Source organism: Comamonas sp. Y33R10-2 (assembly GCF_019355935.1).
GTDB lineage: Bacteria > Pseudomonadota > Gammaproteobacteria > Burkholderiales > Burkholderiaceae_C > Comamonas.
Map to the genome: position 1 here is coordinate 2,162,058 of NZ_CP079925.1, position 26,265 is coordinate 2,188,322.

The 26,265-nt window shown below is 56.0% G+C and carries 21 protein-coding genes; 3 read left to right on the forward strand and 18 right to left on the reverse strand.

The annotated features are described in order from the left end of the window. Positions 1–7: 7 nt before the first annotated feature. Positions 8–1,192 (forward strand): acetylornithine deacetylase, encoded by a 1,185-nt coding sequence (argE, locus tag KUF54_RS09700; protein WP_255576005.1) that lies wholly within the window; start codon positions 8–10, stop codon positions 1,190–1,192. Between the two features lie 127 nt (positions 1,193–1,319). On the opposite strand, the gene KUF54_RS09705 is transcribed toward argE, so the two are convergent. The 7 genes from KUF54_RS09705 to KUF54_RS09735 form a co-directional block, all read right to left on the reverse strand. Beyond that, positions 1,320–2,252 (reverse strand): porin, encoded by a 933-nt coding sequence (locus KUF54_RS09705; protein ID WP_255576006.1) that lies wholly within the window; start codon positions 2,250–2,252, stop codon positions 1,320–1,322. 352 nt (positions 2,253–2,604) lie between these two features. Then, on the reverse strand, positions 2,605–3,762 hold the full coding sequence (locus tag KUF54_RS09710) for an aromatic ring-hydroxylating dioxygenase subunit alpha (RefSeq protein ID WP_219342570.1): 1,158 nt from the start codon (positions 3,760–3,762) through the stop codon (positions 2,605–2,607). Positions 3,763–3,765: 3 nt separating this feature from the next. Continuing rightward, positions 3,766–4,602, reverse strand: coding sequence for an ABC transporter permease (locus tag KUF54_RS09715; RefSeq protein WP_219342571.1), 837 nt, complete (start codon positions 4,600–4,602; stop codon positions 3,766–3,768). Positions 4,603–4,614: 12 nt separating this feature from the next. Continuing rightward, positions 4,615–5,832, reverse strand: a complete 1,218-nt coding sequence (locus KUF54_RS09720; protein WP_255576438.1) for an ABC transporter permease — start codon at positions 5,830–5,832, stop codon at positions 4,615–4,617. Between the two features lie 77 nt (positions 5,833–5,909). Further along, positions 5,910–6,962, reverse strand: a complete 1,053-nt coding sequence (locus KUF54_RS09725) for an ABC transporter substrate-binding protein (RefSeq protein ID WP_370627504.1) — start codon at positions 6,960–6,962, stop codon at positions 5,910–5,912. A gap of 49 nt (positions 6,963–7,011) precedes the next feature. Continuing rightward, on the reverse strand, positions 7,012–8,121 hold the full coding sequence (locus KUF54_RS09730) for an ABC transporter ATP-binding protein (RefSeq protein ID WP_219342573.1): 1,110 nt from the start codon (positions 8,119–8,121) through the stop codon (positions 7,012–7,014). Positions 8,122–8,133: 12 nt separating this feature from the next. Further along, on the reverse strand, positions 8,134–9,330 hold the full coding sequence (locus KUF54_RS09735; RefSeq protein WP_219342574.1) for an aromatic ring-hydroxylating dioxygenase subunit alpha: 1,197 nt from the start codon (positions 9,328–9,330) through the stop codon (positions 8,134–8,136). Positions 9,331–9,940: 610 nt separating this feature from the next. On the opposite strand from KUF54_RS09735, the gene KUF54_RS09740 reads away from it, so the two are divergent. Both KUF54_RS09740 and KUF54_RS09745 read left to right on the forward strand, forming a co-directional pair. Further along, positions 9,941–10,273, forward strand: coding sequence for a helix-turn-helix domain-containing protein (locus KUF54_RS09740; protein WP_219342575.1), 333 nt, complete (start codon positions 9,941–9,943; stop codon positions 10,271–10,273). A 271-nt stretch (positions 10,274–10,544) separates the two neighbouring features. Then, positions 10,545–11,695, forward strand: a protein-coding gene (locus KUF54_RS09745) for an IS3 family transposase (RefSeq protein ID WP_219342576.1) whose coding sequence is annotated in 2 segments (ribosomal slippage) — positions 10,545–10,794 and positions 10,794–11,695 — 1,152 coding nt in all. Because the reading frame shifts where the segments join, the coding sequence is not laid out codon by codon here. Between the two features lie 281 nt (positions 11,696–11,976). Here the strand turns inward: KUF54_RS09745 and KUF54_RS09750 are convergent. The 11 genes from KUF54_RS09750 to KUF54_RS09800 form a co-directional block, all read right to left on the reverse strand. Next, complete coding sequence (locus KUF54_RS09750; protein ID WP_219342577.1) at positions 11,977–12,798, reverse strand: hypothetical protein; 822 nt, start codon at positions 12,796–12,798, stop codon at positions 11,977–11,979. Continuing rightward, positions 12,795–12,941, reverse strand: a complete 147-nt coding sequence (locus KUF54_RS09755) for a hypothetical protein (RefSeq protein WP_219342578.1) — start codon at positions 12,939–12,941, stop codon at positions 12,795–12,797. Before KUF54_RS09755 ends, KUF54_RS09750 begins: the two co-directional genes overlap by 4 nt. Positions 12,942–13,000: 59 nt before the next feature. After that, a complete protein-coding gene (locus tag KUF54_RS09760; protein ID WP_219342579.1) occupies positions 13,001–14,032 on the reverse strand; it encodes a hypothetical protein in 1,032 nt (343 codons plus the stop codon). Positions 14,033–14,034: 2 nt separating this feature from the next. Then, on the reverse strand, positions 14,035–14,667 hold the full coding sequence (locus tag KUF54_RS09765; protein ID WP_219342580.1) for a hypothetical protein: 633 nt from the start codon (positions 14,665–14,667) through the stop codon (positions 14,035–14,037). After that, positions 14,664–18,311 carry an ATP-binding protein gene (locus tag KUF54_RS09770; protein ID WP_219342581.1) on the reverse strand — a complete coding sequence of 1,216 codons (3,648 nt, stop codon included), beginning with the start codon at positions 18,309–18,311 and terminating at the stop codon, positions 14,664–14,666. The genes KUF54_RS09765 and KUF54_RS09770 overlap by 4 nt, the downstream gene beginning before the upstream one ends. 458 nt (positions 18,312–18,769) lie before the next feature. Then, on the reverse strand, positions 18,770–19,177 hold the full coding sequence (locus KUF54_RS09775; protein ID WP_255576007.1) for a DUF6527 family protein: 408 nt from the start codon (positions 19,175–19,177) through the stop codon (positions 18,770–18,772). Positions 19,178–19,239: 62 nt separating this feature from the next. Continuing rightward, positions 19,240–20,421, reverse strand: coding sequence for a ThiF family adenylyltransferase (locus KUF54_RS09780; protein WP_219342583.1), 1,182 nt, complete (start codon positions 20,419–20,421; stop codon positions 19,240–19,242). Next, positions 20,396–21,127: a multiubiquitin domain-containing protein gene (locus KUF54_RS09785; protein WP_219342584.1), complete on the reverse strand. Its 732-nt coding sequence runs from the start codon at positions 21,125–21,127 to the stop codon at positions 20,396–20,398. The genes KUF54_RS09780 and KUF54_RS09785 overlap by 26 nt, the downstream gene beginning before the upstream one ends. Positions 21,128–21,210: 83 nt before the next feature. Then, on the reverse strand, positions 21,211–24,597 hold the full coding sequence (locus tag KUF54_RS09790) for a UvrD-helicase domain-containing protein (RefSeq protein WP_219342585.1): 3,387 nt from the start codon (positions 24,595–24,597) through the stop codon (positions 21,211–21,213). Between the two features lie 2 nt (positions 24,598–24,599). Then, positions 24,600–25,166: a hypothetical protein gene (locus tag KUF54_RS09795; RefSeq protein ID WP_219342586.1), complete on the reverse strand. Its 567-nt coding sequence runs from the start codon at positions 25,164–25,166 to the stop codon at positions 24,600–24,602. Further along, on the reverse strand, positions 25,166–25,942 hold the full coding sequence (locus KUF54_RS09800; RefSeq protein ID WP_219342587.1) for an RNA polymerase sigma factor: 777 nt from the start codon (positions 25,940–25,942) through the stop codon (positions 25,166–25,168). Before KUF54_RS09800 ends, KUF54_RS09795 begins: the two co-directional genes overlap by 1 nt. Positions 25,943–26,265: the final 323 nt, after the last annotated feature.

Consider the following 26,265-nt stretch of genomic DNA (forward strand, 5'->3'; position numbering starts at 1 on the left):
TGAACACATGGCCCATGCAATGCTTGCACCGATGCTCGACATCCTCGAGAAGCTCATCGGTTTTGATACTCGCAGCAGCGAATCCAACCTGCCGCTGATCGAGTATGTTCGAAGTTACCTCGCCAGCTATGGCGTCGAGTCGACACTGATTCCCAACGCTGATGGCAACAAGGCGAACCTTTATGCGACCATCGGACCTAGCAATCGTGCGGGCCTGTGTCTGTCGGGGCACACAGACGTGGTCCCAGCTTCAGGGCAGCCATGGACTGTTCCCGCGTTCCAGATGACGCGCTCCGCGGACCGCGTCATCGGTCGAGGAACTGCAGATATGAAAGGCTTCATTGCTGCTGTACTTGTCATGGTGCCCCGCTTTATCGAGACTGCGCACGCGTGTCCCATCCACATCGCGCTCAGCTACGACGAAGAGGTCGGCTGCCTTGGGGTTCGCGGCTTGCTCACGCATCTTGTGGCAGCTCCCGTCAAACCGCTGGCTTGCATCATTGGGGAGCCCACAAGCATGCAGGTGGCCGTAGCACACAAAGGCAAGCGGGCCTATCGTTGCTGCGTACAAGGCCTTGCAGGGCATTCGTCTCTCACAAACCTCGGTGTCAATGCAGTGGACTTTGCGGCTGAGCTGACGAGTTACCTGCGCCGGACAAGCAACGAGTTACGCGAGCGTGGTGCGCGTAACGCTGCATTTGTACCCCCGTACTCGACGATCCACACAGGCAGACTGTCTGGAGGCATTGCCTTGAACGTCATTCCTGATCACGCAGAGCTGGAGTTCGAAATTCGCAATCTTCCAGATGATGACCCGGATGCCGTGGTGGACACCGTTCGCATCTTCGCCGATCAAACCTTGGTTCCTGAGATGCGCCAGGTTCATGCGGGTAGTTCAATCAAATGGGAGCAGTTAGTCGACTACCCCGCGCTATCAGATGACCCTGCATCCGCTTGGCTCAAGGAGCTTGCGTGCGCTGCAGCCAATAGTCCTACGACGCGAACCGTTTCGTTTGGCACGGAAGGGGGACTCTTCCAGGAGATCGGCGTGCCAACCGTCGTGTGTGGGCCGGGTAGCATCGTACAAGCGCACAAGGCAGATGAGTACGTTACGTTGGCGCAACTCTCTCAGTGCTTGGACTTTATGGAATCGCTGGCCGCCCGGAATGGCGAAGGTAAGTTGATTCCTTAATTTCCTCACCCCTTAGAGCGGTTAACACCACTCAGCAAACCGAAGGGTTGCGTTAGCGGCTCTTAGTGAAGCCGTCCGGTACCGCCCTCAATGGGCAGGTACCGGACGGCAATTTTCATTTCGGCGTTCAGAATGTGTATGTCAGGCCAGCACCGAAAGCATTGGCTGACCTGGATGGATAGACCTTGCGACCCACGTCGGCATAGACACTGGTGCGCTTCGACAGGCTGTACAGCACGCCTATGCCCATGGCCTTTTGGGCTTTCACGCCATCGACATCCACTTGACCCCAGCCAGCCCTCAACACGGTATTACCCATGGTGTAGGTTCCGCCCAAGGTCAACGACTTGGCTTTGGACAAACTGGCTTTGCTGACGTCGTAAGCACCCATCAGGGCAAAATTGCCAAAATGCCCCTTGAGCGCGAAGAAGTTGTCGGTATTACCTGCACTGTTCTTGCCATACGCATACATAGCAGCGAATTGCTTATTGCTGTATTTAACAGTCGCTGCAATAGGCTTGTTATTGTCAGCAGGCGATTTCTCGGGTGAAGCGCTCAAGTGCACCGAAAATCCACCCGCAAATTTGGGCGAATCATAGAAAACACCATTATTGAGGCGTCCATACTCTGCAGTTCCGGCGTTTCCTTTAGGGTCGGACGGGAAGTTGTAGTGCCACAAATCCCAGGCAGGAGATGCAACACGGTTGAAGTAATACCATGGGTCGAAGTCATAGTCATTACTGTAGATGGCATCCAAGCGTCGGCCAATTTGAACTGAGCCGAAGCTGCCCTTCAAACCCACGGTGGCCTCCCCAGACCAAAACGGCTTGTTCGCACTTTCAATAGCACCAGTGCTCGTATCAAGCCGATGACTCAATGCGAAAGTGGTTGCCAGCCCGGACCCGAGGTCCTCTGAACCCCGAAAAGTAATGTTGCTTGGCTGTATCGGTCCGACCTTCCCCGCTTTGTCATAGTCTCGATAGACGCCAACATCGAGGAAGCCCGAAATTGTTACATTGGATTGAGCCTGTGATGCTGAAGCTCCTGCCATCATGGCCATGAAGCATGCAGCACGTATCATTTTTGCCATATTTATATCTCACTGGGTTGAATTTCCCGGCAGGAATTTTCATAAATCTCGCAATGTAAAAATATGGAATTTATTTTATTAAATGCAAAATTTTTCAAAATGAGATTTTGAAATTCCCCATACCCGGTCGATAAAAAATTTTCGACCGACAGTTATGCTATTCAATGCAGATGGATATTCTGCATACAGTTTTCATTGATGATTAATATATAAATCCTATGCAGATTAATTAAAAAATGGCGGTGCCACCGCAATATACGGTGGCACCGCCATTTTTACTTCGACTTGATTTAATCAAACCAAATGATTAAATGAATGCCATTTACTCGATGACTTGTTTTCCTATGTAGGCGTAAAAATCTCGAAGCGTGCCCTCAAGGTTGTCGCAAGCCAGAGGCCCCGGGTTATAGAACGAAGAGTGAAGCCCGGTCTGCAACGTCTCGAGTTTGGTGCGATCTTCAGCATTGAAGGCATCAGCAAATGCGACATAGCTGGCCACACTCGCCTCATCAGGTGCTTGCTCATGGCCAGCGATCCCCCAGCGAACTGCCACACTGTCGACTGTCTTTGGCCGCAGACACAGGTAGACAGTTTGATGCGGCATGTAAGTAACGACAAGATTCGGAAATACGCTGAATAGAAAACTAAACCTGCGCTCATCGGCGCTCAGCTCAGGATGGTGTGGCGCACGCTGGGAAGAATCAGGTGTGTAGTGCGCCCGATAGGCTGAAAAATGACCATTGCCCTCCACGTACTCACACAGCTCTGTGGGCGTTACCGGGCGCAACGTGCGAGGGTGCGTTGCGTTCAAGTGGTAGCCTTCCATGAAGTTCTCTGCGAGGCACTTCCAGTTGGTTTGCCAGACCTCCTCAGTGCTGTGATAAAGCTCACGTTCTTCATGATGGTAGTTACGGATATGAGTCTCGAGTGGCGCTAAGGACTGCGCCAAAGGTGGTGCATTGCCATCCAGATTGACAAAGATGAAGTTTTGCCAGACCGTCGTTGCAATCGTTGGCAAGGCGCAGCGTGCAGTGTCCAGAAAAGGGCTGTCCTGCATCAACGGTGCTCGCTTGAGCTTCCCGTCAAGCTCAAAAGTCCATGCGTGGTAAGCACAAACATGTAGTTTTTTATTTCCTCGTCCGGTGGCGACGAGGTTGCCTCGATGGCGGCACACATTGGCCATCACCCTTACTTCCCCTGAACCGTCCCGCTGCACGATCAAAGGCTCGCCAGCGACGTCGGTCGTGTAGTAGTCACCCTTGGTGGGGATCTCCCCTGTATGTCCGACACACACCCAGTTGCGTCTAAACACTTTTGTTCGTTCGATTTCGGCAAACGCTGGCGATGTATAGAACTCCCCTGGCATTGCATGGGTCGCTCGTACTCCCGGGCGTGCAAGCTCTTGCAGCTTCTCCAGTAGCTGCTGATCTGCGTTAGAAATATCTTCGGATGGGAAATAAGACATGCTGCTGTCGCTCATGGATCAGGTTATAGAGTTGCCATGGCCAGCTGTACGGCCACGTAACCAGTGAATTGCGCCGAACAGCGCGATGGCAAAAACGGTCAGCATGCTGGCGACGGCGAGAATCGTAGGATCAATCGAATCCCGCATCCCGCTCCACATCTCACGTGGGATCGTGTTCTGATCAGGCCCCCCGATGAACAAGATCACAATGACCTCATCGAACGAAGTTGCAAACGCAAAGATGGCGCCAGCCGTGACAGCCGGTGAAATCAACGGCAGCGTGACACGCCGAAAAGCAGTCCAAGGCGTGGCCCCCAAGCTCGTCGCTGCACGAACGAGGTTATGGTCAAAAGACAGCAAAGATGCATTGACTGTTATGACCACAAAAGGCGTTCCCAACGCGGCATGGGATAGCACGACACCGGTGTAGGTATCGTTGAGTCCCAAGGGAGCAAATACCAAATAAAAGCCCACAGCCACAACCACCACGGGAATGATCATTGGCGAGATCAGCAGCGGCATGATCAGCGAGCGGAAGGGGAAATTCGGTCGCGACAAACCCAAGGCAGCCAGCGTCCCCATGACTGTCGCGATCAGTGTGGAAACAACACCGATACCGACACTATTGATCAGTGCTTGCTGCCACGCGGGACTGAACAATGCCTTCTCGTACCAGCGCAACGAGAAGCCTGTCATGGGGTACGAGAAGTACGCACTGGAATTGAAGGACAGTGGAATGATTGCGAGCAGTGGTGCAATCAAAAAAAACAACACCAACCCAGTTTGCCAATTGGCCCAGGCCAGCGAGAGTTTTGATGACAACGGACGGTTATCAATGCGATTAAGAATGGCCATCAGATACCTCCATCAGCCCAGACGCAGGCGATCAATGCCGACAAGTCGGTTGAAGATCAAGTAAAACGCTACGGTAAACACCAGCAAATAGGCAGACAGTGCGCCGGCGAGTCCCCAGTTAAGCATCTCATTGGTCTGTTGCGCGATCAGCTGACTGATCATCTCGTCACCTGCACCGCCGAGCAGAGCTGGCGTGATGTAGTAACCCAAAGCAATCACAAATACGAGGAAGCACCCTGCCCCTACCCCTGGCAAAGTCTGCGGCATATACACCCGGATAAAGGCGAGCACAGGGTGAGCGCCCAGTGACTGTGCTGCCCGCATGTACGTGGGAGGAACGTTCTTCATCACCGAATAAATCGCCAAAATCATGTAAGGCAGCAGCACGTGAGTCATCCCCACCAGCACGCCAATGCGGTTGAAAATTAAGGGCATGGGTTCACTGATCATGCTTAGGCTTTGCAGTACGCTATTGACGATGCCACTCGGCTGCAGCATGACGTACCACGCAGTCACGCGCACCAGCAGCGATGTCCAGAACGGAATAATCACTAACAGCAAAAGCTTGGCACTGCGCTCTGGCGGCAGCGTTGCCAGGCGCCACGCCACTGGATAGGCAAGCACCAAACACAGCAGCGTCACCACGGTGCTGATCCATACGGTTCTTCCGAAAGACTGTAAATAGACGCTGCCTTGCTCATCGCCTGCAACGACTGAGCCACTGGCATCCACTTTGGCATCGACCGCTTCTAGCAGGTAGTCAGCCGTTGGAGTCCGGGTTGCCCGCTGCATCAGGCGCCATGTCTCATGCTCACCCCACCGGGCATCCAACTCAATGAGCGCAGGCTTCCATGCAGCAGGCGCTTGCTCGGGGAGACTTCGCGCCGAACGCATCAACAGGCTGCGCATGTCCGACTGGTAGAAGTTCAGGCGGCGGGAGACGGTGCCCAACTCTCCCGCTTTAGAGGCAGCAGCCAAATCAGTGCTTAGTGCCACAAACGCCATTTCATCCGGAACACCCTGACCATCCCACACTTGGAGAACCTGCGTGAGTTGTGGCATTGACTCAGGCATCTCTGGGTTCTGCACACTTCGTGCCAACAGCATGGCAATTGGCGCGATAAAAGTTAGCAGCAAAAAGAGCAGCAACGGCAGCACGAGCAAAAACGCCTCGCGCGCTGCACGTCGTCGTGCCTGGCGATACAAGTCAACAGGGCTAACAGCAGTCATTGCAGATGCTGCAGCACTGTTGGGAGTGGATAGTTCGGGTGTCATAGGCTGTCAGGCGGTTTTCAGTGCCACATCTCTTAGCGTGTTAGCCAGTTCTGGAACTGTTTACCGATCGAGTCACTCTTATCAACCCAAAAACTCACATCAATCTTCAATGCGTTCTGGAAATTGCCAGGCGCAGTAGGTAGCTCCTTTAAGCGAGTTGGGTCAATCAGTGGGATGGCGCTTGTACGGGGAGGCGCGTAGGGGATGTACTTTGTGAGGTCAGCGTAGCGCTGAGGCTGCGAGGCAAAAGCAATAAATTCCGCAGCAAGCTTTGCATTTTTGGCGCCAGCCGGTACGCCCCACCACTCATAGTCATACAGCTGCGCATCCCATACGATCTTGAAAGGCTTGCCATCTTGCTTAACAGCATCAGAGATGCGCCCGTTGTAGGCGGTAACCATGGATACCGCACCATCTGCGAGCAATTGAGGTGCTTGTGCTCCGGACTCCCACCAGACAATGCTGCTCTTGATGGAGTCCAGTTTCTTGAATGCGCGATCTATACCTTGTTGAGTAGAGAGCAGCTTATAGACTTGTTCCTTGGGCACTCCATCGGCCATCAGCGCCCATTCCAAGGTTCCCTTGGCTGATTTGCGCATACCGCGCTTTCCAGGGAATTTTTGCAGATCAAAGAAATCGCTGATCGAGTTGGGGGTTCCAGTTACTTTGGTGGAGTCATAGGCATAGACGGTTGACCAAACCATGCTGACAACCGCGCAATCACTGATAGCTCCGGGCAGAAAGTCCTTGGTATCCCCGAGAAGTTTCACAGGGAATTTCTGAAGCAGTCCTTCCTCGCAAGCGCGCATTGCATCGTTGGCTTCCAGATCCACCAAATCCCAGGTGACATTCTTGGCTTGCACCATGGCTTGCAACTTGGCTAGACCACCGCTGTACGACTGGAAGGTGAAGTCATGCTTGGTCTTCTCGGTAAACGGTGTGAAATAAGCTTGCTTGACGGCTGCCTCGTAGGCTCCTCCGAAAGTCACAACGGCCAAGGTTTCTGCTTGCGCAGAAGCGCTAAGGCCCGCAAAAGCCGCAATCGTCAAGGCAATAGCCCGCATAGAGGGAAAGCGAATCGACATAGGAAATTCCTCGGTTTGTGGAAAAGGGAAATGAAGGCGTAACGCTGGTTTACGGAGTCGTTTCGAAGGGCTGGTGCAAGACCTTGCAGTCTTCGGGTCGCCAGTGGGCGATGACGCTGTCGCCAATTACCGGTCGTGTGGCGTGCTGGTCGTTTGGCAGCTTTGCGACGATCTGTTGTCCGTCGGGCAAGCCCAACTCCACGCGGTAGTGGTCTCCGCAATAGATCAGCTTGTGGACTTTGGCCGTCAGGACGTTGCAGTCCGGGGTGTACTCATGACCTAAGTGAGTTCGCTCGGGCCGCAAAGCCAGTACACCCGTTCCGCTTGGTCGCAGGCCATCACTGCGTCTGCCACGCACATGTGTACCGTCAGCAAGTACGATCGTGGCCCAGTGGTCTGACAGGTCAGCCACCTGTCCATGCAGACCATTGTTCTCACCCACAAAGTTCGCCACGAAAGCGTTGCGAGGGTTTTCGTAGAGCTCTGTGGGCGGGGCAAGCTGCTGGATATAGCCTTCCGAGAACACAGCCACACGATCAGACATGGTCAATGCTTCACCTTGGTCGTGGGTCACGTACACAATGGTCAGGCCCAACTCGCGGTGCAGCCGCATGATTTCGTACTGCATGGTTTCGCGCAGTTGCTTGTCAAGTGCGCCCAAAGGCTCGTCCATCAGCACGACCTTGGGTTCGAAAACCAATGCTCGTGCCAGTGCAACTCGCTGCTGCTGGCCACCTGAGAGTTGCGCTGGCCGGCGATTTGCCAAATGGCCGAGCTCCACCATCTCCAGTGCTCGTTTGACGCGCGCCTGTTGCTCACCCTTGGGGGTATTTCTCACCGACAGTGGGAAGGCTATGTTTTGGGCGATGCTCAGGTGCGGGAACAGTGCATAGTTCTGAAACACCATCCCGATATCGCGTTGGTGCGGAGGCTTGTCATCAAGGCGTTGGCCGTCGATCAGGATGCTGCCAAGCGTTGGTGATTCAAAGCCTGCCAACATCATCAGCGTAGTCGTCTTTCCAGAGCCGGAAGGGCCTAACAGCGAGATGAATTCTCCGCGCGCAACATCCAGATTCAAGCCTTGAACGACGTAGTGCTCACCGTCGTAAGTCTTGTCAATTTGACGAAAAGAAATAAAGGGACTGGAGACTTCAAACATACCGCCTCCTCCTTAGGTCGCGGATGCTTGTGAGGCAGCCAATCGCTTTGCCAAGTAGCACGCAAAGTCGTAGTTCGGACGCTCCAGTCGGTTCAACTGTCCAGGTGTTGCCAGCGGTGCTTGAACTCCGCGGAACACAGATTCGACCCCCAGACGGTCTTCTGCATTGACCTCGTCAAGCAGCTTCTTGAGTTGTGCCATGTACTCATGCGCTTTGGGATCCGCAACGAACTCGGGAGCAAGACCACCACCAAAGCGAATGTGTACCTTGTCTACGCCACGTGGTTGCAGTGACAGGTACCAGAAATAGCCTGGGGTCAGTGTGATGAGGTGCGAGGGATAGACGGCCAGCAGCGCTGTTGTTTTGCGCCAGTGACCTTGCAGCCGTTGGTTATCGGGGTGTGCAATTCCAATCGGCAGTGATGCTTCTTTGGTAATCCAGTGATAGTTGAACGCCTCCAGACCAGGCGGGCACTCCATTTCCTCCAGTTTGGAGTGAGGGCCAACTGTTGCTCGGTGGAGCATTGGGAGGTGGTAGCTCTCCATGAAGTTTTCCGCGAGGATCTTCCAGTTGGTATTCCAAACATGCTCTTCGTAGAAGGTTTCAACGTAGTTGGACATTTCGTAAGATGCAACGAGCTTGTCCAACTCTGCCAGGCGTTCAGCTACCGGGGATGCATTCGTGTCGAGGCTGACGTACACCCAGCCTTGCCATACTTCACAACGTACCTGTGGCAGGTTGTAGGACTCTTTGCAAAAATGTGGCTGCTCCGCCATCATTGGCGCGGCTCGTAAATCTCCGTCTAGCGTATAAGACCAAGCGTGATAAGGGCACACGATGGTTTTTGTATTACCTCGCCCTTCAAGAAGAACAGCCATTCGGTGCAAACAGACGTTTGACATTGCACTCAAGCTGCCATCAGCCTTACGGACCACGACGACTGGCTGTCCGTTGATGTCAGCTGTAACGTAGTCACCGGTTTTTGCGAAAGTGCTGGCGCGTCCAAGGCACTGCCACTCACGACCAAAAACATCTTGCTGTTCTAGTTGGAGAAATCCGCTGGACGTATAGACCTCCGGCGGCATGGAACGAGCCTCCTCAAAAGGTAGCTTGCATGACTCGCGCAGCTTCGCAAGAGTCTTTAAACCTTCTTGCTGGATGAATCCGGCTACCTGAGGTTGGAATCGAATTTCATGAGTTTCTTGCATAGCTGTCGCGTAAGTTCGTTGATTCAGTAGCTCCGCTTCCAGATAAAAAGCTCATCCGTTGCGGCGCTGTTTGCATCAATTTACGCAGGCAAAGTGCATCTGCAAAATACATTTAGAACATGCATGGCAGTGTTTGCAGCTATGCACTCAAAAGGGGATATCTTTCCCTAAATCAGGGCATTCAACTGGGGAAAATGTCCGGTGTTGGTGCACATGCAGCGGCATTTTGCAAGAAGTAGCTTCATTTTTTGAACAAATAGCTAAGCGAGGTTTCTCCCCTAAAAATGGACTGCTAACAGGCCGAACGAGGAAATATCTATGACCCACAAATGGAGATGCAACACAGCACCATTTTCAGAGCCAACGTCGCTTTAGGCGGTGCGCGTCAAGTGCCCCGCCGCTGCGCTCGCTCACCTCCATAAAACTCATCCCGGCCAGTTTGCCGATTGGAAACGACTGCTGTGTGTGCGTCAGATGTATTTGGCACGGCTTCATGCGTCTCGGTAACTTTTGCTTGTCAATTTCTGCAATATTTAAAGCAGCTCACAATCTATGCAATTTCATTGGTTATCTTAAATTTTGATCAATAAACTACAAATTTTCATAGCTTATGCAGTTTTTCAAAACACCTGATGAACTTGAGGTGGAGCTGGGTGAACAGCTTCGCGCCGAGCGTCTTCGTCTAAACCTGACCATGCACGATGTCGCTCTGAGAGCTGGAATTTCAGAGCAAACAATTCGTTCGTTGGAGAACGGCGCCGGTGGGCGCCTGAATTCGTTCATTCGAGTGATGAAAGCGCTTGGCAAAGAAGAGTGGCTGGTAAGCTTTCGTCCTGCTGTGCGCATCAGTCCGATGGATATAGCCAAACGCAGCGGCAAGCAGCGCCTGCGAGCCACGCGCAGTGTGATTGCTCAGCCTTCTTCACAAAAGGATCACGTGTAGAAGTTTCGATCATCTCGGAACTTCTACTGCTCACTCCTTTTGCGAAGAGCCTTGACACAGGCGAAGCAAATGCTGGTTCAATCAGGTTGCGCAGGTTTGCGGTTTTTAAGCTTTTGCAGTTCTTGCGTGTCCACAGGTTTGACAGGGCGTGCAGTCTGAATGCTGTCTTTGATCACTGCCACATCCGGCTTGATCTTTTTTCCGCCTCTGAATCGACCAGTTTTTTGTAGATAGTTCACAGCCTCCTATTTCCGTTCAAATAGGAGTCCATATGAACGCACAACGCTACCCAGAAGAATTCAGGATTGAGGCCGTCAAGCAAATCTTGGAACACGGCCACAGCGCAGCCGACGTCTCACGCCGTTTAGGCGTGAGCACGCATAGTCTGTATAAGTGGATTCGACTGCAGCAAATCCCCGCAGCTCAGCGGCAGGAGCAAGTCAGTCAAAGCGAAGAATTACGCCGTATCAAATCAGAACTCAAAAGGGTCACCGAGGAGCGTGACATCCTAAAAAAAGCGGCGGCGTACTTCGCTCGCCAGTGCGACTGAAGTACGCCTTCATTGCCAAGCACCAGTTGATTTACAGCGTTGTGCGCATGTGCCGGGTGCTGCAATTGCACCCCAGTGGTTACTACGCTTGGAGGGTTCGGCCGCTCAGTCAACGTGCGGCCGATGACCAGCGTCTATTGGGCCTTCTAAAGCAGGCATGGCTAGAAAGCGGTGGCGTATATGGCTATCGCAAGTTGACATTGGACATGCGTGACTTAGGCGAGACCTGCAGCAGGCACCGGGTAGCAAGACAGCTGCGCTGTGAGGGGTTAAAGGCTCAGCGAGGCTACGGACGACGCCCTCGTGTGCGAGGAGGTGCTCCAGCAGTCGTGGCTCCCAACTTACTATCGCAGCAGTTCACCGTGCATGCTCCGAACAAAGTCTGGGTGACTGATATAACCTATATCAGCACTCATGAGGGGTGGCTGTACCTGGCAACGGTAATTGACCTGTTCTCACGCCAAGTTGTTGGCTGGGCAACAGGTAGCCGCATTGATACCCAGCTGCCCTTGGATGCATTGCATATGGCGCTCTGGCGTAGAAGACCATGCAATACCGTGACCGTGCACTCTGACCAAGGCTGCCAATTTACAAGCCATGAATGGCAGCGCTTCCTTGCTAGCCACAACCTGCAATCGAGTATGAGCAGGCGAGGAAACTGTCACGACAACGCAGTTGCTGAAAGCTTCTTTCAGTTGCTTAAGCGGGAGCGCATCCGCAGAAAAACCTATCCTACGAGGCAAGAGGCGCACAGCGATGTCTTCAGCTACATCGAAATGTTCTACAACCCCATTCGCAGACATTCGTCTGCTGATGGTCTGTCTCCAATAGAGTTTGAGAGACGTAATTCCGTGAGGCTGGCAGCTATCTAAGAAAAGCTGGTCGATTCACTGGCGGCAGACAGCCTCAAACGGAAACTTGACTACTTGTGCTCGGCTATCCGCCGGGCCCGCCATGAAACCGGTACGTGCGTGATTTGGCTATTGGGCAATGGGCCTTGATTCCCTGGTTTGCTAAGGAAGCCAAGCTGTCCTACAGCACCAACAACGCAAGGGCAGCGACAAAGCCCCTTGGAAGCGTGGCCAGCGCTGCATCATTCCTGCTGAATGCCAGGTGTGTTTTTAAATTCCGAATGCAAGGTATTCGATAGCCGTCAAGGGGCGTCGATCATCCATTCTTGAGGGAGGCCTTTCTCCAGCCGGGACAATAGGCGCCAAGCGGCCGATATTTCCGCATTGTTGGATCTCTCAATGGTGCTTCTCCATTGGTTGATTTGATCGGCAAAGAGATCTGATCGCTTCACTCTCTTGATTGTTGCGTCCAACCACCCTGAGGCTGGAAGGATAATTCGATCCAGTCGGGGCAGGCTGCAAGCGCGGCCAAGTCCATTGGGATCGAAGTCGAAAAAGGCCCATACCGGCTCGGCCCTCGTACGTATGACGGCATCCACGCGATCAGCCTTAAAGAGGTTGTCGCCAAGAAGGATGGCCACCACATTGAGGCCTTGGTAATCGAGCCACCGGTACTTCTCCAGAGTCCTGAATGTCTCGACGTTCTCAACGAGTAGAAGCCGATCGGCGGTGACGGTCGTGGCTTGGGCAACAGTCAGGACAGAGTAGATGCCCTGCTCCGGGCGAGGTAGTGGGTGACCGCCAAGCAAACAAGCTCCAGACGCGACCTTGATGGCCACGGAGTCATCATGCGGCGCCTTCGTCCCGGTCTTCTCGCTTGGCAGGCCGATCGCGTCTGAGCGGCTGGATCCAGCCGGCAGAGGCGTCAGCGGAAGACCGTTGGCAATCAGGAGCGAGATTGCCTCTTGGTGGCTTTTCTCGGTATAGACGAATCCCCGGCCTTTGCGCGAGCCGATGCCACAGTGAACAAGAAAGAACTCGGCAACCGCGCTATGGCCACGCTCAGCTGGTTTTTCAATGGCCAGGCGTTGCAGGAAGGTGATCTGCGTGCTGCTGAGGATCATTTCAGGCTTACGCGCACGTCACTAAAAAGGTCGTTGTGCACGCCGCGGATGCGCTCTATAAGGCTGAATTCGACCTTGAAGCCAAGAACACCCAGTTGCCTGGAAGCGTAGAGGAGCCACTCCTCTTCCGAAATTTCACCCAAGTCGCCCCTATGCTCCGTGTACCACCCGGCCAGCGAGAGCGCGCCGGCAGAAGTGGTCGTCAGGACAGTGGCCGCCCGCTCGATGGACAGGTCAACCGGGTCGTGCTCTTCCTCGATCTCTTCCTGCTGAGTGTAGAGAACCTCTTGAGCCGGCGCGACCTCATCGACCTCAGTCTTTTGGACCGGGGGGGCGGCATGGCTGCCACGGCATTGGTCATGCACTCAAAGACAATCGGATCGGTATCAGAGGCATCTAGGTTCCACTTGAACTTCAGCGACTCCGGCGTGAGCAGCAGAGCCACGGCTCGCTCGTCTAGCTCGATGTCTTGGAATCCGTCTGAGGTCTTGTTTTGAGCAAGCCAGAGCGCTACGCGGCCAAGATTCTTGATCTTGGTCTCCACCTTCAGGGCCTTGCCCAGCTGTTTGCTGATAGACGCCTGACAATCGTTCAGGCGGCTTCTCCAACTCAGCATCCGATTCATTAGCCTGACGTTGATCAGAGAGCGAACGTGGTGGAAGCCAATGGCCATAGCACCCTCGGCGATCTCCTTGATCAGCTCGTCAAGTTGATTGAGTTCTGCCCGGCAGACGTTGATTTCCCGGTCGTAGAACTGATTCTGGCGAGACTTGATCCTTCGCGACTCCACGTTCCCATAGTCTGTGGAGAGTTGCGAGTTGAGAACATTCAGGTTTCTGTCCATGACGTACACGACTTCCGAAATCGTGTCGTCCAGCGCCCACTGCATACGCTCGGCCTTCGCGACCTCACCGTCGGCCTTGAGGTCGTACATCTCCCGCCACTCCTGACGGGCTTGGCGGATATTGCCGCTCAGGCGCGTGAAAGCCTGAAAGGCGTTGTAGCTCTGAAGGTGATCGGAGATAAAGTCTCTGAGTCGCGGGTTCAGGCGGTATTCGCCCTCCTCGTAGGGCGTGAGGGCCTTGATTGCGGCCAGGGCGTCAATCGCCTTATTCCTTGGCCTGTCACCGGGAATGACAGAACCATCCAGCCCTTCTGCAACGAGGAGCCCATGCGTGGCAAGCGTCGCAAGGATCTGCTCAACCTGCCCGCGTCGATCTGCTGGTGTGCGCATGGTTAGCCTAGCGAGTCAATCATGTCGGGCTCCTGACCGCTTGGCGAATCGGGATCCTCAGGGCGCAGCGTATTCTCCTCAATGAATCCGAGAATGGAGTGCAAGTGATCGATCTTGCCGGTCACTTGATAGACTTCGCTTTGCTGGTTGGAGATGATCAGAAGTCCCTCGCCGCGCAAGTGCTCCAGCATCTTCTTCAGGAACTCACGATTGGTGTGCTTTTGAGATACCCCACTGATGACGCCATGCAGTCGCCGCAACTCCAGCTCAAGCGTAGACGTTTCGTTCACTGCCTGCTCCAGCTCGGCAAGCTGGACGTAGTCCCCTGGGCTGGCTGTGAAGCCCTCCTTGGCCTGGAGAATCATGAGGAGCATCTTGATTGCCGGCTCGTACACGTCGCGGAATCGTGTGAGCATCTCGCGCACTTTCTGGTTTTCCGAGACGCCCAACTGAGACGGGGCCATGAAGAATGCGCCGTCGTCGCCAATGCGGGCCAGCCGCCTGTCGATCTCTCCCAGCCATTCGTTGATGGACTGTCTCAGTGGCTCACTCTGAAGCTGGTCATATTCAACTGCGTAGGCGATGGGGCAGATGTATTCGCCGCTCAAAAGCAATGTGCGGATGCGGGAACTCATTTGTCACCCCCTTTGTAGCGTGAGATGCTGCCTCGCTCGCCGAAGCGATAACAGCGCGCAAAGTGTCGGAACTCGGCAATCGTGAGTGCAGGAGATGCAGTCACAACGTCGATGTGGTTGTCGCGAAGCATCTGCATGAGGCTGTGGAAGTTGCCAGGGTCAAACTTTCCGATTTCATCGGTCACCCACGGGATATAGATCTGCCCGTCCCCGCGAATCATGTTCGCCATTCCAGATAGCAGGGTGATGAAGATGATCGCGGTCAGGCCGTTGGAGGAGATTTTTGCCAGCTCGGACTCTCGCTTAAAGTGTTTAACCTCACCGTTGATCTCAGCACTGCCGCGAATGATGATCTGTTTGGCGTAGTCAACCTCGAGTGTTCCTTCGGTCGAAAGAAGGCTCATGAAGTCTCGAAGCGCGTCCACGGTGTTCTTGTTTGGCAGATCGCGAGATCCCCATGTGACGGATTCCTGCATCTGGACCTTGGAGACCCCCTCGATGGTATCGAGCTTCTTGATGAAGTCGAGGCTATCGAAGTCTGCGGCAAAGTGAATTTGCAAATCTCTGACGCGCTTGAATGCGCTCACCTTTTCCAGACCTTCGCTTAGCCTTTTGTCAAACGAAGCCACCTCTGATTTGAAGAGCGAGATTTCCTTTTGGTACTGCATGATCCCGCCAAGAATGGTATGGGTCTCTGACTGGACGGCAGCAATGGTGTCTCTGAGTGACCGAGTATGGGCTTGGCAGAGATCAAGGGCTCGCTTGACAATGGATGAGTCACCAGATTCATCCATCTCGTGCTGAATCTGCTGCTGGATGGAGTTGGTTCTTCCGGTCAAGGCCTCGCGAATGTTTCTGGTCATCTTGGATATCTGGCCCTCCAGGGAATCGACGGCCTCCATCAGTGCGACGATCTTGGCCTTCAGGTCGCCTGGCTTCGTCTCAGAATCTATGAGAGATGATCCAGTGGCGTGGTACAGCGAAAGGCGATCATCAAGGCCGTGGAGCGTCACGGCGTCTTGTCCAAGGTGCTCGATCACTGCGTTCAGGTACGCAGTGCTGTTCTCGTACGCTGCGTGCGTGCGCCCCATTTCTTGCCTGTGGTCATCCAGCTCTTTTTGCTTGCCCGTGTGCGTTTCAGCAGCGTTTTGGGCGGCACGGCTCAGGCGGTCCAGGCCAACAGGCCCAACCCGCTCTTTCCATGCGTTCCAGCGATCAACCGTTGACTGTTTATCTTCGTAAGCGCGGATCTTTCCTTCTAGTTTCGTCTTCGCTTCCCCAAGGCCGGAAACCAGCTCGGCATCGATGCCCTGATTTTTGAGATGCTCCATCCGTTGGTCGTTGATCGTATTGATGGCGATCTGTAGGGCTCTCTCTCTTTCAGCAATTCGATCCGAAACCAGCCTTTCGGCGGTTTCGCGGCGGGTTGTGCAGGCGCGCCATTGGCCGTCAAAGTCTGACTCGATCGCCTTTCTGCCAATGCTGGAGTTGCGCTTGGTGGAGTTCTTCGCTGAACTGGCATCCTCGAAAGCTTTCTCAGCGATTTCAAGTTGCGCTGCGTTCTTAGCCTTTTGATCTGCCACCTCTTTTTCGAGACGCCCGTTTGCGAGTTCAACCGCTTCGCCAAGCTGAGAGCCAGTTGTCTTGTTGACGTTGACCTTCGATTCGATCAGGCTTTTATCTGTATTGGCGCGCTCAACTGCGGCGCTTGAAATTTTCAGTTTGTTGCGAGCCTCTTGAACCTTCGCGTTGGCAGACTTGACTTCGTCATCGCACCGGCGGACGGCGGCGCGCAGGGTCTCATCATCCGTCCAGATAGGCGAGTCAATGTTGTCCGTGACAAGACTCCACCCGTACGCCTCATGGCCAACGCCAACATGCATTGGAGAAAGATCATTTCGATGCAGAAGGGCCGGATCAATTACGCGTGCAAGATCAGACTTCCATTCTTGGCCGCGGTCGGCTCGCAGGGCTGCAAGTAAGGATCCATCGTCTGGAGCCAGATTCTTTTGGGCTTCATGTAGCAATTGAATCGCAACTTCGCTTGCTGCAACTGCCGAGCGAACTGCGACATCAGTCTTGTTGAACTCAGCCAATGCCTCACTCGCAAATGATGCTGAACTGGTTAGATCCTGTTGATCTTTGAGTTCCTTCTGGCGATGTGCACTCAGCATTTCGTTGGCCTGCTTGAGGGCGGCCTTCGCCTTTTCGCTGGGCTGTTCGTGTTCGGCAAGCAGCTTGGCCGTGGTGAAGGAGTCACGAGCCGTGCCTTCTGCCTCCTCCAGTTGAAATTCAATAGCAGCCGCACTTTCGTCGTGGTCTTCCAGCGCTTTATTCTTGTCGCCCTGGATGGCCGCAGTCTCACTGTTGAAGGTAGCCAGAATCTGCGGAAACGACCCGTTGAGGGTGACTATTTCTGTTTGGCAATCGGATCTGGCCTGACCGATCTGCGCATCGTATTGGGCATCAATGCCCGTCAACTCTCCACTTGCGGTATCTATGCGGCTTTTGAGTGTGGCCAACTCGGAGCGCAAGCTGGGCAGGCTGTCGACGTTCTCAATCACCGTTTCAATTGGGAGATTGATGAACGATTTGTGCGCCGCATTCTCGGCCTCGAAGAGTGCTTCCGCCGCTCGGCGATCGTTGAGTGCCGTGTTTGCGGCCGACTCCTTCTCGCCTAGCGTCTTGTTTTCTCCGGCGACAGCGTTGTCGCGCGCTGTCTTCAGTGCGCCCAGCTCGGTATTGGCCTTCTTGGTGCATTTCTCGTTTTCTGCAGTGAGGTGCTGAACGTCAGCACGGTAAGAGCGCAATTGAGTTTCGTGCTGCCCGTAGGTGTTGGCCTGAACACGAAGCTTTTCGACCTCGCCATCTTGCTTGATGGCGTTCTTGCAGGCGTCCACGTTCTCAAGCCACAAGGAGATCTGCTTCTTACCCTGCGGCAGCTTGCGAACCTGTCCTTCTGCTTTCCGGCCGATGGACTCCTCAACGATGGAAAGGGCCACGTTGATGAAGTCGCGGAAGTCGATCCTCTCCTTGACCATCGCCGCGACCAGGCGATCCAGATGCTGGAGGCGCTTTTTCCCGTAAGAGTATTCCGTACTCATTGCCCGGAGTGCTACTCCCCGCTTGGTATTGGTAGGGGCGCCAAGAATGACCGAGCAGTATTCCGATGTGGACAGGATGCGCTCCGGCGATACGCCGTGCTTGCGCGCCTGCTCCATGAATCCAGCGTCATCCACGAAGACGCGCTTTCCATCTAAAGTCTCGCTAAGGAAGAGCTCTTCCCGGAATGAGCCCTTGAAGAATCGATAGTCAGCGGCATCGCCGTTGGGCTCGCGCCGGATCGCGACGCATCGCGTGCTGTCCTCACCTTCGCCGCGTTGGTACTCGAAGACGATGGCGCTCTGGGGTGTCGGAAGGACAAACTGGAGCTGCGGCAGGTTGCCGCTGCCTGCTTCAACAATATGGCTGGGCTTGCTGCCAAGGAACAGGGCGAAGATCTGCTGGGTGGTGGTCTTGCCAACGGAGTTCTCGCCAGTGACGGCCGCCCCACCCTGGGGGTTTAGTTCATTGATCGCTCCAGACGGAATCTTGCCGCTGGTGCGCGTGTTGATCAGTAGGACTCTATTGAGACGAGATGGCACGAAGTTGCTTTCGACTGGTTAATTATCTGACTACGCTACTTTCATCATTAGACGTATTTCATTCGGTTGAATTCGTTTCCCTCCCTAGTCATCGCTTGAATGCAAATGATTCAATTCGTTCGCTGTTGCCATTTTCTCGCCAGCCGACAGTAACCCGTTCTCACAACGAGTAGGCCCCATTGGGCCACTCTTGGTAGGTTCGCTGCGAAGCCGCCGGCCTAGCTACAGCAGAATGATGCTTGGAACCGTCGTTCATCTGTTGCAGGATCTGGAGCACCGACGGCCCAGAAATTTGGGGCCGTTCAGCAGTCGTTCGCGGCAGCCCAAAATCGCCCTATTGCTGTCACTCGAACTTTGACTAAAGATAACTGGTGTGCAGCGGTTGCGGACAGTCATACTTCCAAGTCGATGTTCCGGTTTTGCCAGGAGGCAGTCACTGACCGCACAACGGATTGGAGTCAATGGCCAAGCCAATTCTTTAACCGAGACCACAAACTTTGGGAGCGCGCCCCCCTTTCTTGATAGGCTACTTCGGGTTCAGATGCGAGTATGGTCGGCTGTTGAACCGTCGAGCGCATTTCGTCGCTGCCACCGTAATGCGCGGCTTTTGCTTTCTTGTCTCGGCGGCGCTCCGCTTCAACTTGCGCGTTAGACCAGGGGCCAACCTCCACCACGCGTCCCTGCCGGATCACATAATGCGACCGGCACTTCTGGTTCCAGTTGCCCACAGAAGGGTGAAGCGAGACGGATTCGCCGTTGAAGGTCATATGCCAGTCGGTTGGAGTGAACGGCGTCACCACGCGCTCACCACAACCACAGCAGCATGAGTGCACCGCTGTTGCGTACTCCATTGAGATGTACAGCACTCCAGGCTCCAGTTCGCGTGGCACGTTCCGGACGAACCGGTGCTCCAGGGTGTGGTGCCGCATCACGATTGGTCTCCGTTCAGCAACATGCCGCCGTCCGTGGTGTAAGTGCAGTGGTGCTCCTGCTCCAGGTCCCGGTAGAAGCCGCGCAGCTTCTTCCACTTCACCACTGCTAAGCACGCGTTCAGAGCATTCAGGTCGGCCACCTGGATGTTGGACGCGTACAGGTCCTGGTCACCGCCTCCAGCGAAGGAGACGCGGCCCTGGTGAACGTGTTCGCGTTTCTCAGGCGTGCTGGTGGTGACGCGCAGGATACCTCCAAGGGTGCCGTTCGTGAGTTCCAGACCCATCCCGACGTCTATGAAGGGAACACCTAGCGCCTCGAGCTTGGTCACGACGGCGTGCTTCTCCTCGCCGGCGTCCATGCTGAGGAACGCGAAGCTGATGCCGTCCAGCAAGCCAAGCGTGTCTGCCTTCATTTTCACCGGGTGCGCCTCGATGAAGCGGTGCATGCGTCCATAGATGCCCTTCAGGTAATGCACCTTCATCGGGGCATCCCGCAGGTCCTCGAGGGTCGGCGCACCAGGTGCACGGAAGGCGTTGTGCGACAGGAAGACGTCGGGGTCGAACAGGCGAATCTGCTTCACAGGCGTTTTCGCCACAAAGTCGAGGATGTAGCCGCCCGTACCGCCAAGACCGATGATGGCCACGACCTCCTTCTCAAGCTTAGCGGCCAGCGCGCCAATCCCGACGCGGCTAGAGGCCGTGTCGAGGTAGTTGAAGGCGCTGGCCTCATCTTCCTCGTCGCTACCGCGAAACACGCGCGGGCTAAGGCCCGGCTTCAGCACCGCAGCTGGTCCGGACACGATGGTTGCGTAAGTCGACATCTTGGCGTAGTAGTCCGGGTAGCCCTGCTCGCTTGGCTTGCTAGAGAACGTGAACCGAGCTTTGAGCCCGTGGCCGAGGTCAGTGTTCGGTTCGGCATGCGAGATGCCCTGCAGAGGCACCCCGTCGGCATTGCATGGGAAGTCTCCATCCCAGTTCATGACATGCGTTTCGGGCTTGCGGGTGCGGTCGCCGGCCAGGTCAAGAGCCGACGATAGCGTGCCGAAGCGCACCTGGCGCTGCGCGTCGACGTAGGGCACCTCCAGCATCACCAGGAGGCTCCCCTGGATGCGCATGAAGTAACCCTCCGAACGAAGGCGGGCCAGGTCGGGATTAAGACTGAACAGTGCGCGTGACATTGAAGATGGTTCCTTTCTTCTTAACTTCGACGGAGCCGCCCTCGCCGAACTCGCCGGCGTGGGGGAGCGAGGCCGCATTGCGGTAGGTCATCGAGAACTTCACATTGGTCTCGCCGGCCGCGTTCGGGTAGTACAGCTTGACCACCTGCTCGAAGGTGACGTGCTTATCCGGCACAGTCTTCTCTTCAGAGTTGACCAAGATGACGTACGCGGTAATAAAACGCTCGATACCAGGCGCGTCGAGGTTGATGCGCTCGTCCGGGTCGATCAGGCGGTCTTCACCGCCGCGAACCTCCAGGAACACGGCCTCATCCGGCGACGTGTCGGCGAGGTCGTACAGGACGCTGCCCAGCATGTCGGCGCGGCCCCAGGCCAGTTGGCGGTCGTTCAGCGAGAACTTGAAGTCGCGGTCGGACTTGAACGCGATGAAGCGTTCAGCGCCCTTGCCGCGCAGGTCGAAGGTCTCGTCGAGGCGGACGTCCTCGAAGTCACCCGTGTCCAGGTAAGCGAACAGGATGTAGTCAGCGCGGTGGTCCAGGCCCGCGTTGGACAAGATTTGCCGGCCGGTGGGTACCGGGTCCGGCACGTCGATGTGGCGGAAGGTCAGGCCTTCCAAGCCAAAGCGGATACGGTAGGCGGTAGCCTCCCGCAGAGGACGGTCCTCACGGATCGCATCGCCAACGTCGTCAAAATCAGGATGTTTCATAGGGTCCTTATGGTTGCTGTAGCGAGGTTTTCCCGCCTACAACCCTCCAATCGGACCCACTAGACGTCGCCGGTAAACTTTCTTCAGAAGTTTTTTGAGAGCGTGCCTGGCGGTACCGCACCGCATACGAAGAAGGCCGGGCAGTTGGGGCAGATTGCGTCCGATGCCTCAGTCTTGAACTGGCCGGCCCGGATGCCACGGAAGATGTCACCCAGTTTGTCCTGGCGGTTGCTCAGCTCCTTGGGGGAGAGGGTCAACGGCTTGGATTCAGCGTCTGCCAAGTAGACGAGCTCAATGCTGGCGTCGGGGAATGCGGCCCTGCCGGCTAGCACGAAGGCTGCGGCCCCAACGTCCTTGCCGTCACCGCTGGACGCGTGGCCTGTCTTCACCCGACGCAAGGTCCTGACGCCGTTTCGCACCAGAACTTCGTCTGGGGTGACCTCTACCTCGTGGTCGCCGAACGAGACACGAAGCGCGGTCGGTGCTTCCACAACCGCTCCCGCTCTGGATTCCAGGAAGTATCGGAGCATCGTCGTCGCCATCGCCCGGTAGTCCTCGACGTAGCCGTGCTCATGCAGACCGTGGGTGACAAATGCTTTTGAGAGCAGCTCATCGAGCTTTCCTGTCGGTACGCCCCCTTGCGCCACGACAGTGCGGTAGACCTCGCGGATCGCCTCGTGCATCTGCATGAACGAGCTCGTCCGGCGGCGACCGCCCACATGCAGTAGGTGTGTGTACAGAAACCGTCTGGCGCAAGACTCGTAGAGCCCGACTGCATCGGAACTGAAGCGCGGTGTACCGGAGAAGACGACAGGAATTATCGCCTCATCGGGAGCAGGAGGCATGACGGTGGTCGGCGTCACCGGCCGCGAATTGACGGGCCCAATCCGCTCAAGGAACGGTGATAGCGCTCTGGCCCGTCCCGACGCCGTTGCGGTGGCCCCGTAGAACGCCAGGCGATTCCTTGCACGGGACATGGCGACGAAGAACAGACACTCCTGCTCTTCGTTATGGGCTGCCCGTGCAACCTCCTCGGCACTTCCTTGTCCGCCCGCGACCAGGCCAACTGGTGGAGGGCATTTCGACGTCCGAAGCGACCCCGGGATCGAGTCCTTGTTGACGCCGGCAATGTGGACTGCGGGGAACTCAAGCCCCTTCGAGCCGTGGATCGTCATCAGGCGGACCGCGTCGATACCCTGGGCTGCCGCTGGCAGTTGCCTCAGGTCCCTGTCGTCTCTGAGGCGCAGCAGCCTTCGCACACGGTCGGACAGCCGCTGAATCGGGAGTCCCTGGGCATTCGGTTGCACCCGAACGAAGTTCATGAACTGCCAGATCGCGATGCCTTGGGCTTGCTCCGGTACGCTGCTCGAGGCTGCAATGCGTGCTGCCTGCCTGGTTCGATCCAACAGAAGGGTCGCCAGCACGATCCAAGGCTGCGACGTTGCGTCGAAGCCGGCAAGGGCCGCATGGAGGGCTGATAGCGCCTCTTGCCCCGATGGCGTTACCTCGGTTGGGGCACCAAGCCGCCATGCGCCTGGCTCCGCGTTGGTTCCCCGGAGATGCTCAAAGACGCGGACTGCGTCTTCCAGGCCCATCGTGAACTCCGGCCAGCAAGCGGTCCGGATCAGCCCCATCGCGCGCCGGTCGACAAGGAGCGTCAGCATCGCGACAAGGTCCTTCACTTCCGGCCGCTCAAAAAGGCTACCCAAGAAAAGCACCGGAATGCCTGCGCGCTCGAGTTCCCTTCCGACATCAGACAGTCGGTCGTTCCCGCGGCACAGGACGGCCTGGTCGCGATACCGGTATCCCTCTTCGCGGAGCTCTTCAATGCCATCAGCGATAGCCGCTGTCAGCAAGGGTGTGCTAACCACCGTGATGACCTCGGGTAGCTTGCCACCAGGGCCTCGATCCGCTTCGAGCGCCTGCTCGCCATCGGCTGCAGACATACCCGCCGCAAACGTCGAAAAGGCATGGACGACTTCCGAGGTGGAGCGGTAGTTGACCTCCAGGCTGTCGCGTACCGCGCCAGGGAAATCCTCACGTCCGAAGCGGGACATGTTGAACGATGAGGCACCGCGGAACCGGTAGATGGATTGCTTGGCGTCTCCTACCACCCATAGGTTGACGCCCGTTGGCTTCAGCGCCGCCAGGAGCCGCACGCTGCTGCGGTTCACGTCCTGGTACTCGTCGACCAGGATGTGGTCATAGTCGCTTTGAAGCTGAGCTCGAACTGCGGCATCGCTTTCCAGCAGCAGCACCGGCCGCATGACCAAGTCACCGAAATCCACGCACTGGGAGACTGTCTTCAGTTCCTCGTAGCGCGCATAGACCTTGGCGACCTCTGCTGCCTTCTCGGCGGCTTCCACCGCGCCCGGGTCGGTCGCCGCCGCACGCATTGCTGTGGCCAGCACCTGATAGCCAGCGGCATCAACAACTTCATCCTTTGCGCGTGACACCGCGGTCAAGATGTCAGCCGCCGTCTGCGATGGATCGTAGAGGTTGCGGTAATGGGTCAGGCCGAGTCGCGGGAACTCATTCTCAAGAAGCTCAACAGCCTCGGTTCGATCCATCAGGCGGGGATCGGCCGGGAGGCTGCACCGGTCGTTGAATCGCCGCAGGATGTCCAGGCCGAAGCTATGGAAGGTTCCGATGCAGAGTGCCGTAGCATCCTTGGGACGCTTCAAGGCGATCCGCTCGGTCATTTCTCCTGCGGCCTTGTTCGAGAAGGTCAGGAGAAGGATGCGCCGTGGGTCAACACCTTCGTCCAGCAAGCTTTCGACACGTGCAACGAGCGTGCGGGTCTTCCCAGTTCCCGGCCCGGCCTGAAGCAGGAATGCAGCGCCACGATGCCGAGCCGCGTCACGTTGCTTTTCGTTGAGGGGAATTTCAACGGGGTCGGCTTCAGCGACGACCGGAATGGGGGGCAGGAGCAGCGCATCGAGCATCTGCTGAGCTACGACTTCGAAGGGAGCACCTAGACGTCCTGCAATGTCAGAACAGGTTTGGCCCTGAACAAGATGCAAGTCAACGATGCTAGACCTCGGTAGCAGAAGCTCCCTAGCGAAAAGGTCCATTTGAACTTCTCGACGCTGTCGGCGGCTGTAGTCGACGACCCGATCCATCCCGACAGGAGCTGCTTCCGAGGTGCGGGCTGGATCAATGTGCGCAGATGGCTCTGGAGCTTCTTCACCATCACCCAGTTCGGCGTGCCCAAGCTCATGCGCAACCAAGAATGCTTGGTCGAAGGGTGATCCTTCGTTCTCATGGAGAATGAGGGGAAGGTCCGGATCAAAGGAGGCTCGGCCACCATCGAGCATCGCGGCGCCTGGAGCGCAGGTCTCAACGGTGATCCCGAGGTCGTTAGCGATGCCAACAGCGAAGTCGTACGGGGACCAAGGGTTGCGCCCACGCTGGACAGCCTCATCGTGCAGTCGCCGAGCATGCTGCCGTGCAAGCTCTATCGGGTCCATGACTACTCTCCGTCGAGGAGGTTCGAAATGCTCTGTTCGTCGACGCCAGCGTCTTGCAAAACTCTCTCGAACGGCACTTTCTCAGGGGCTATTGGCTTGACGGCTGACTTCCTTGCACGAGCCAGGGGAGCCTCAGGAGGAAGAGCGAGGTACGAGAGCAGTGTCTCGTTTGATGTCTGCAGCGCTTCAGCCATTTTCGTCAGAACGCGCCGGGGCAAGGTTGCGACCTCTATCCGACGCTCTCGGAAGGCAAGGCCGACCTGCATAGGTAAGGACAGCACTTTGATTGCATCGGCAAACGCCTTTGCAGGGGCAACTTGCAGAGACTTAAGCGTTGCCGTGTTCTCCCGAAGACGCACCATGCCTGCCGCGACGAGGTCGAATTCGGCAGCACTAGGAGGAACATCGTCGTCAAACTCGCGAGTCAGCTCCGCGGAGAGGTCTATTAGGGCTGAGGAATGCTCTGGGTACTGAGCGAGATATCGCTGCAGCACACCGTGTTCTTGCTCAAAGTCCATAGCGAACGCTCTCAGGACATCGTCTGCGGTGATTTGTGGCTGCATACCCATTACTTCTTCCCCTTGCGCTCAAGGCGCAGCTTCAATGACGCAAAGGCCTTGTCGCGATGCGTGCGGACGGTCTTCTCCGATTTCCCCAGGACTTTGCTGATGGACTTGACGGAGGGGTCATTGGACTCTATGGGAATGTCTTGGCGCCACATCACGACGATCCTCCTTTGGAACTCAGGTAGGCTGTCAATCGCCTCATCAAGGAAGAGCCGGTAATCTTTTTTGTCAAGTTCTTCGGCGTCGAATGGGTTGTAGTCTCCGATGGCTGATTCGACCTGGGCGGAGATCTCTCCATCTTCGGTCTCAATTTCAGTAGTCCGGTTCTCCTGCTTCCAGTGGCGGTCGTTCGCGTCCCGACGATCCGCCGCGACCGCGCTGTTGAAGTTGACCTCGTAGTAGTCGAGGCGGTCGTCGTAGTGGCTCCGGTCGCTAAGTAGCAGGTCAACGAAGTGGTCGCCGACGGCCTCGCGGATGTTCATCCTAGTCATCGAGACCGTTTTGCCGTCGGCGTTAGTGACTGAAGGAACTCGACGGGCCACCCGGAGTAGAAGCTTCTCGGTCAATTTCTCGCGGTGAGCGCCGGAGGCCGCGTTGCGCACAAAGTACAGCAAGGCTTCGGGGGAAACGTATCCGGGATCGCCGACCTGCCATAGGTCAGCACGGCGCTCCAGTTCTGCGGCGCTGATTCCTGCAAGGGCTTGAATCTCGCTCTCGACCTTTTCTCGCCTGAAGTAAGGGGTGCCATCGAGCTTCCGCTTACGAAGAGGACGTGCCACAACTACTCCTCAGCTTGGTATACGAAGGGGCCCTGTTTGGGCTATCGAGCCAAACTGTAACAGAATAGTCGAAATGTACTTCACACCACGCGGCACGCCAACGTGATCAGCCGCAATTAAGCGACCCGGGCGTCACTGTTTGGCGAGCCGCAGACTTGTGACCATCCATTCGATCGACGATCGAATAGCAGCTTTCGACTAATTCTCAGGCATTCGTGCCAATACCCTAACCGTCAGCAACCAGCCTGAAGCAGCTCCACAAGTGAGGGTGTGCAGAATTTTCTGTAAACAGGCTAAACCGTAAGGCTCAGATCGGAACTTCT

Coding starts and splice junctions, on each gene's coding strand:
- argE (WP_255576005.1), top strand. CDS start 8: ATGGCCCATGCAATGCTTGCACCGATGCTCGACATCCTCGAGAAGCTC.
- KUF54_RS09705 (WP_255576006.1), bottom strand. CDS start 2,252: ATGGCCATGATGGCAGGAGCTTCAGCATCACAGGCTCAATCCAATGTA.
- KUF54_RS09710 (WP_219342570.1), bottom strand. CDS start 3,762: ATGAGCGACAGCAGCATGTCTTATTTCCCATCCGAAGATATTTCTAAC.
- KUF54_RS09715 (WP_219342571.1), bottom strand. CDS start 4,602: ATGGCCATTCTTAATCGCATTGATAACCGTCCGTTGTCATCAAAACTC.
- KUF54_RS09720 (WP_255576438.1), bottom strand. CDS start 5,832: ATGACTGCTGTTAGCCCTGTTGACTTGTATCGCCAGGCACGACGACGT.
- KUF54_RS09725 (WP_370627504.1), bottom strand. CDS start 6,962: ATGTCGATTCGCTTTCCCTCTATGCGGGCTATTGCCTTGACGATTGCG.
- KUF54_RS09730 (WP_219342573.1), bottom strand. CDS start 8,121: ATGTTTGAAGTCTCCAGTCCCTTTATTTCTTTTCGTCAAATTGACAAG.
- KUF54_RS09735 (WP_219342574.1), bottom strand. CDS start 9,330: ATGCAAGAAACTCATGAAATTCGATTCCAACCTCAGGTAGCCGGATTC.
- KUF54_RS09740 (WP_219342575.1), top strand. CDS start 9,941: ATGCAGTTTTTCAAAACACCTGATGAACTTGAGGTGGAGCTGGGTGAA.
- KUF54_RS09750 (WP_219342577.1), bottom strand. CDS start 12,798: ATGATCCTCAGCAGCACGCAGATCACCTTCCTGCAACGCCTGGCCATT.
- KUF54_RS09760 (WP_219342579.1), bottom strand. CDS start 14,032: ATGCGCACACCAGCAGATCGACGCGGGCAGGTTGAGCAGATCCTTGCG.
- KUF54_RS09765 (WP_219342580.1), bottom strand. CDS start 14,667: ATGAGTTCCCGCATCCGCACATTGCTTTTGAGCGGCGAATACATCTGC.
- KUF54_RS09780 (WP_219342583.1), bottom strand. CDS start 20,421: ATGTCACGCGCACTGTTCAGTCTTAATCCCGACCTGGCCCGCCTTCGT.
- KUF54_RS09785 (WP_219342584.1), bottom strand. CDS start 21,127: ATGAAACATCCTGATTTTGACGACGTTGGCGATGCGATCCGTGAGGAC.
- KUF54_RS09790 (WP_219342585.1), bottom strand. CDS start 24,597: ATGGACCCGATAGAGCTTGCACGGCAGCATGCTCGGCGACTGCACGAT.
- KUF54_RS09795 (WP_219342586.1), bottom strand. CDS start 25,166: ATGGGTATGCAGCCACAAATCACCGCAGACGATGTCCTGAGAGCGTTC.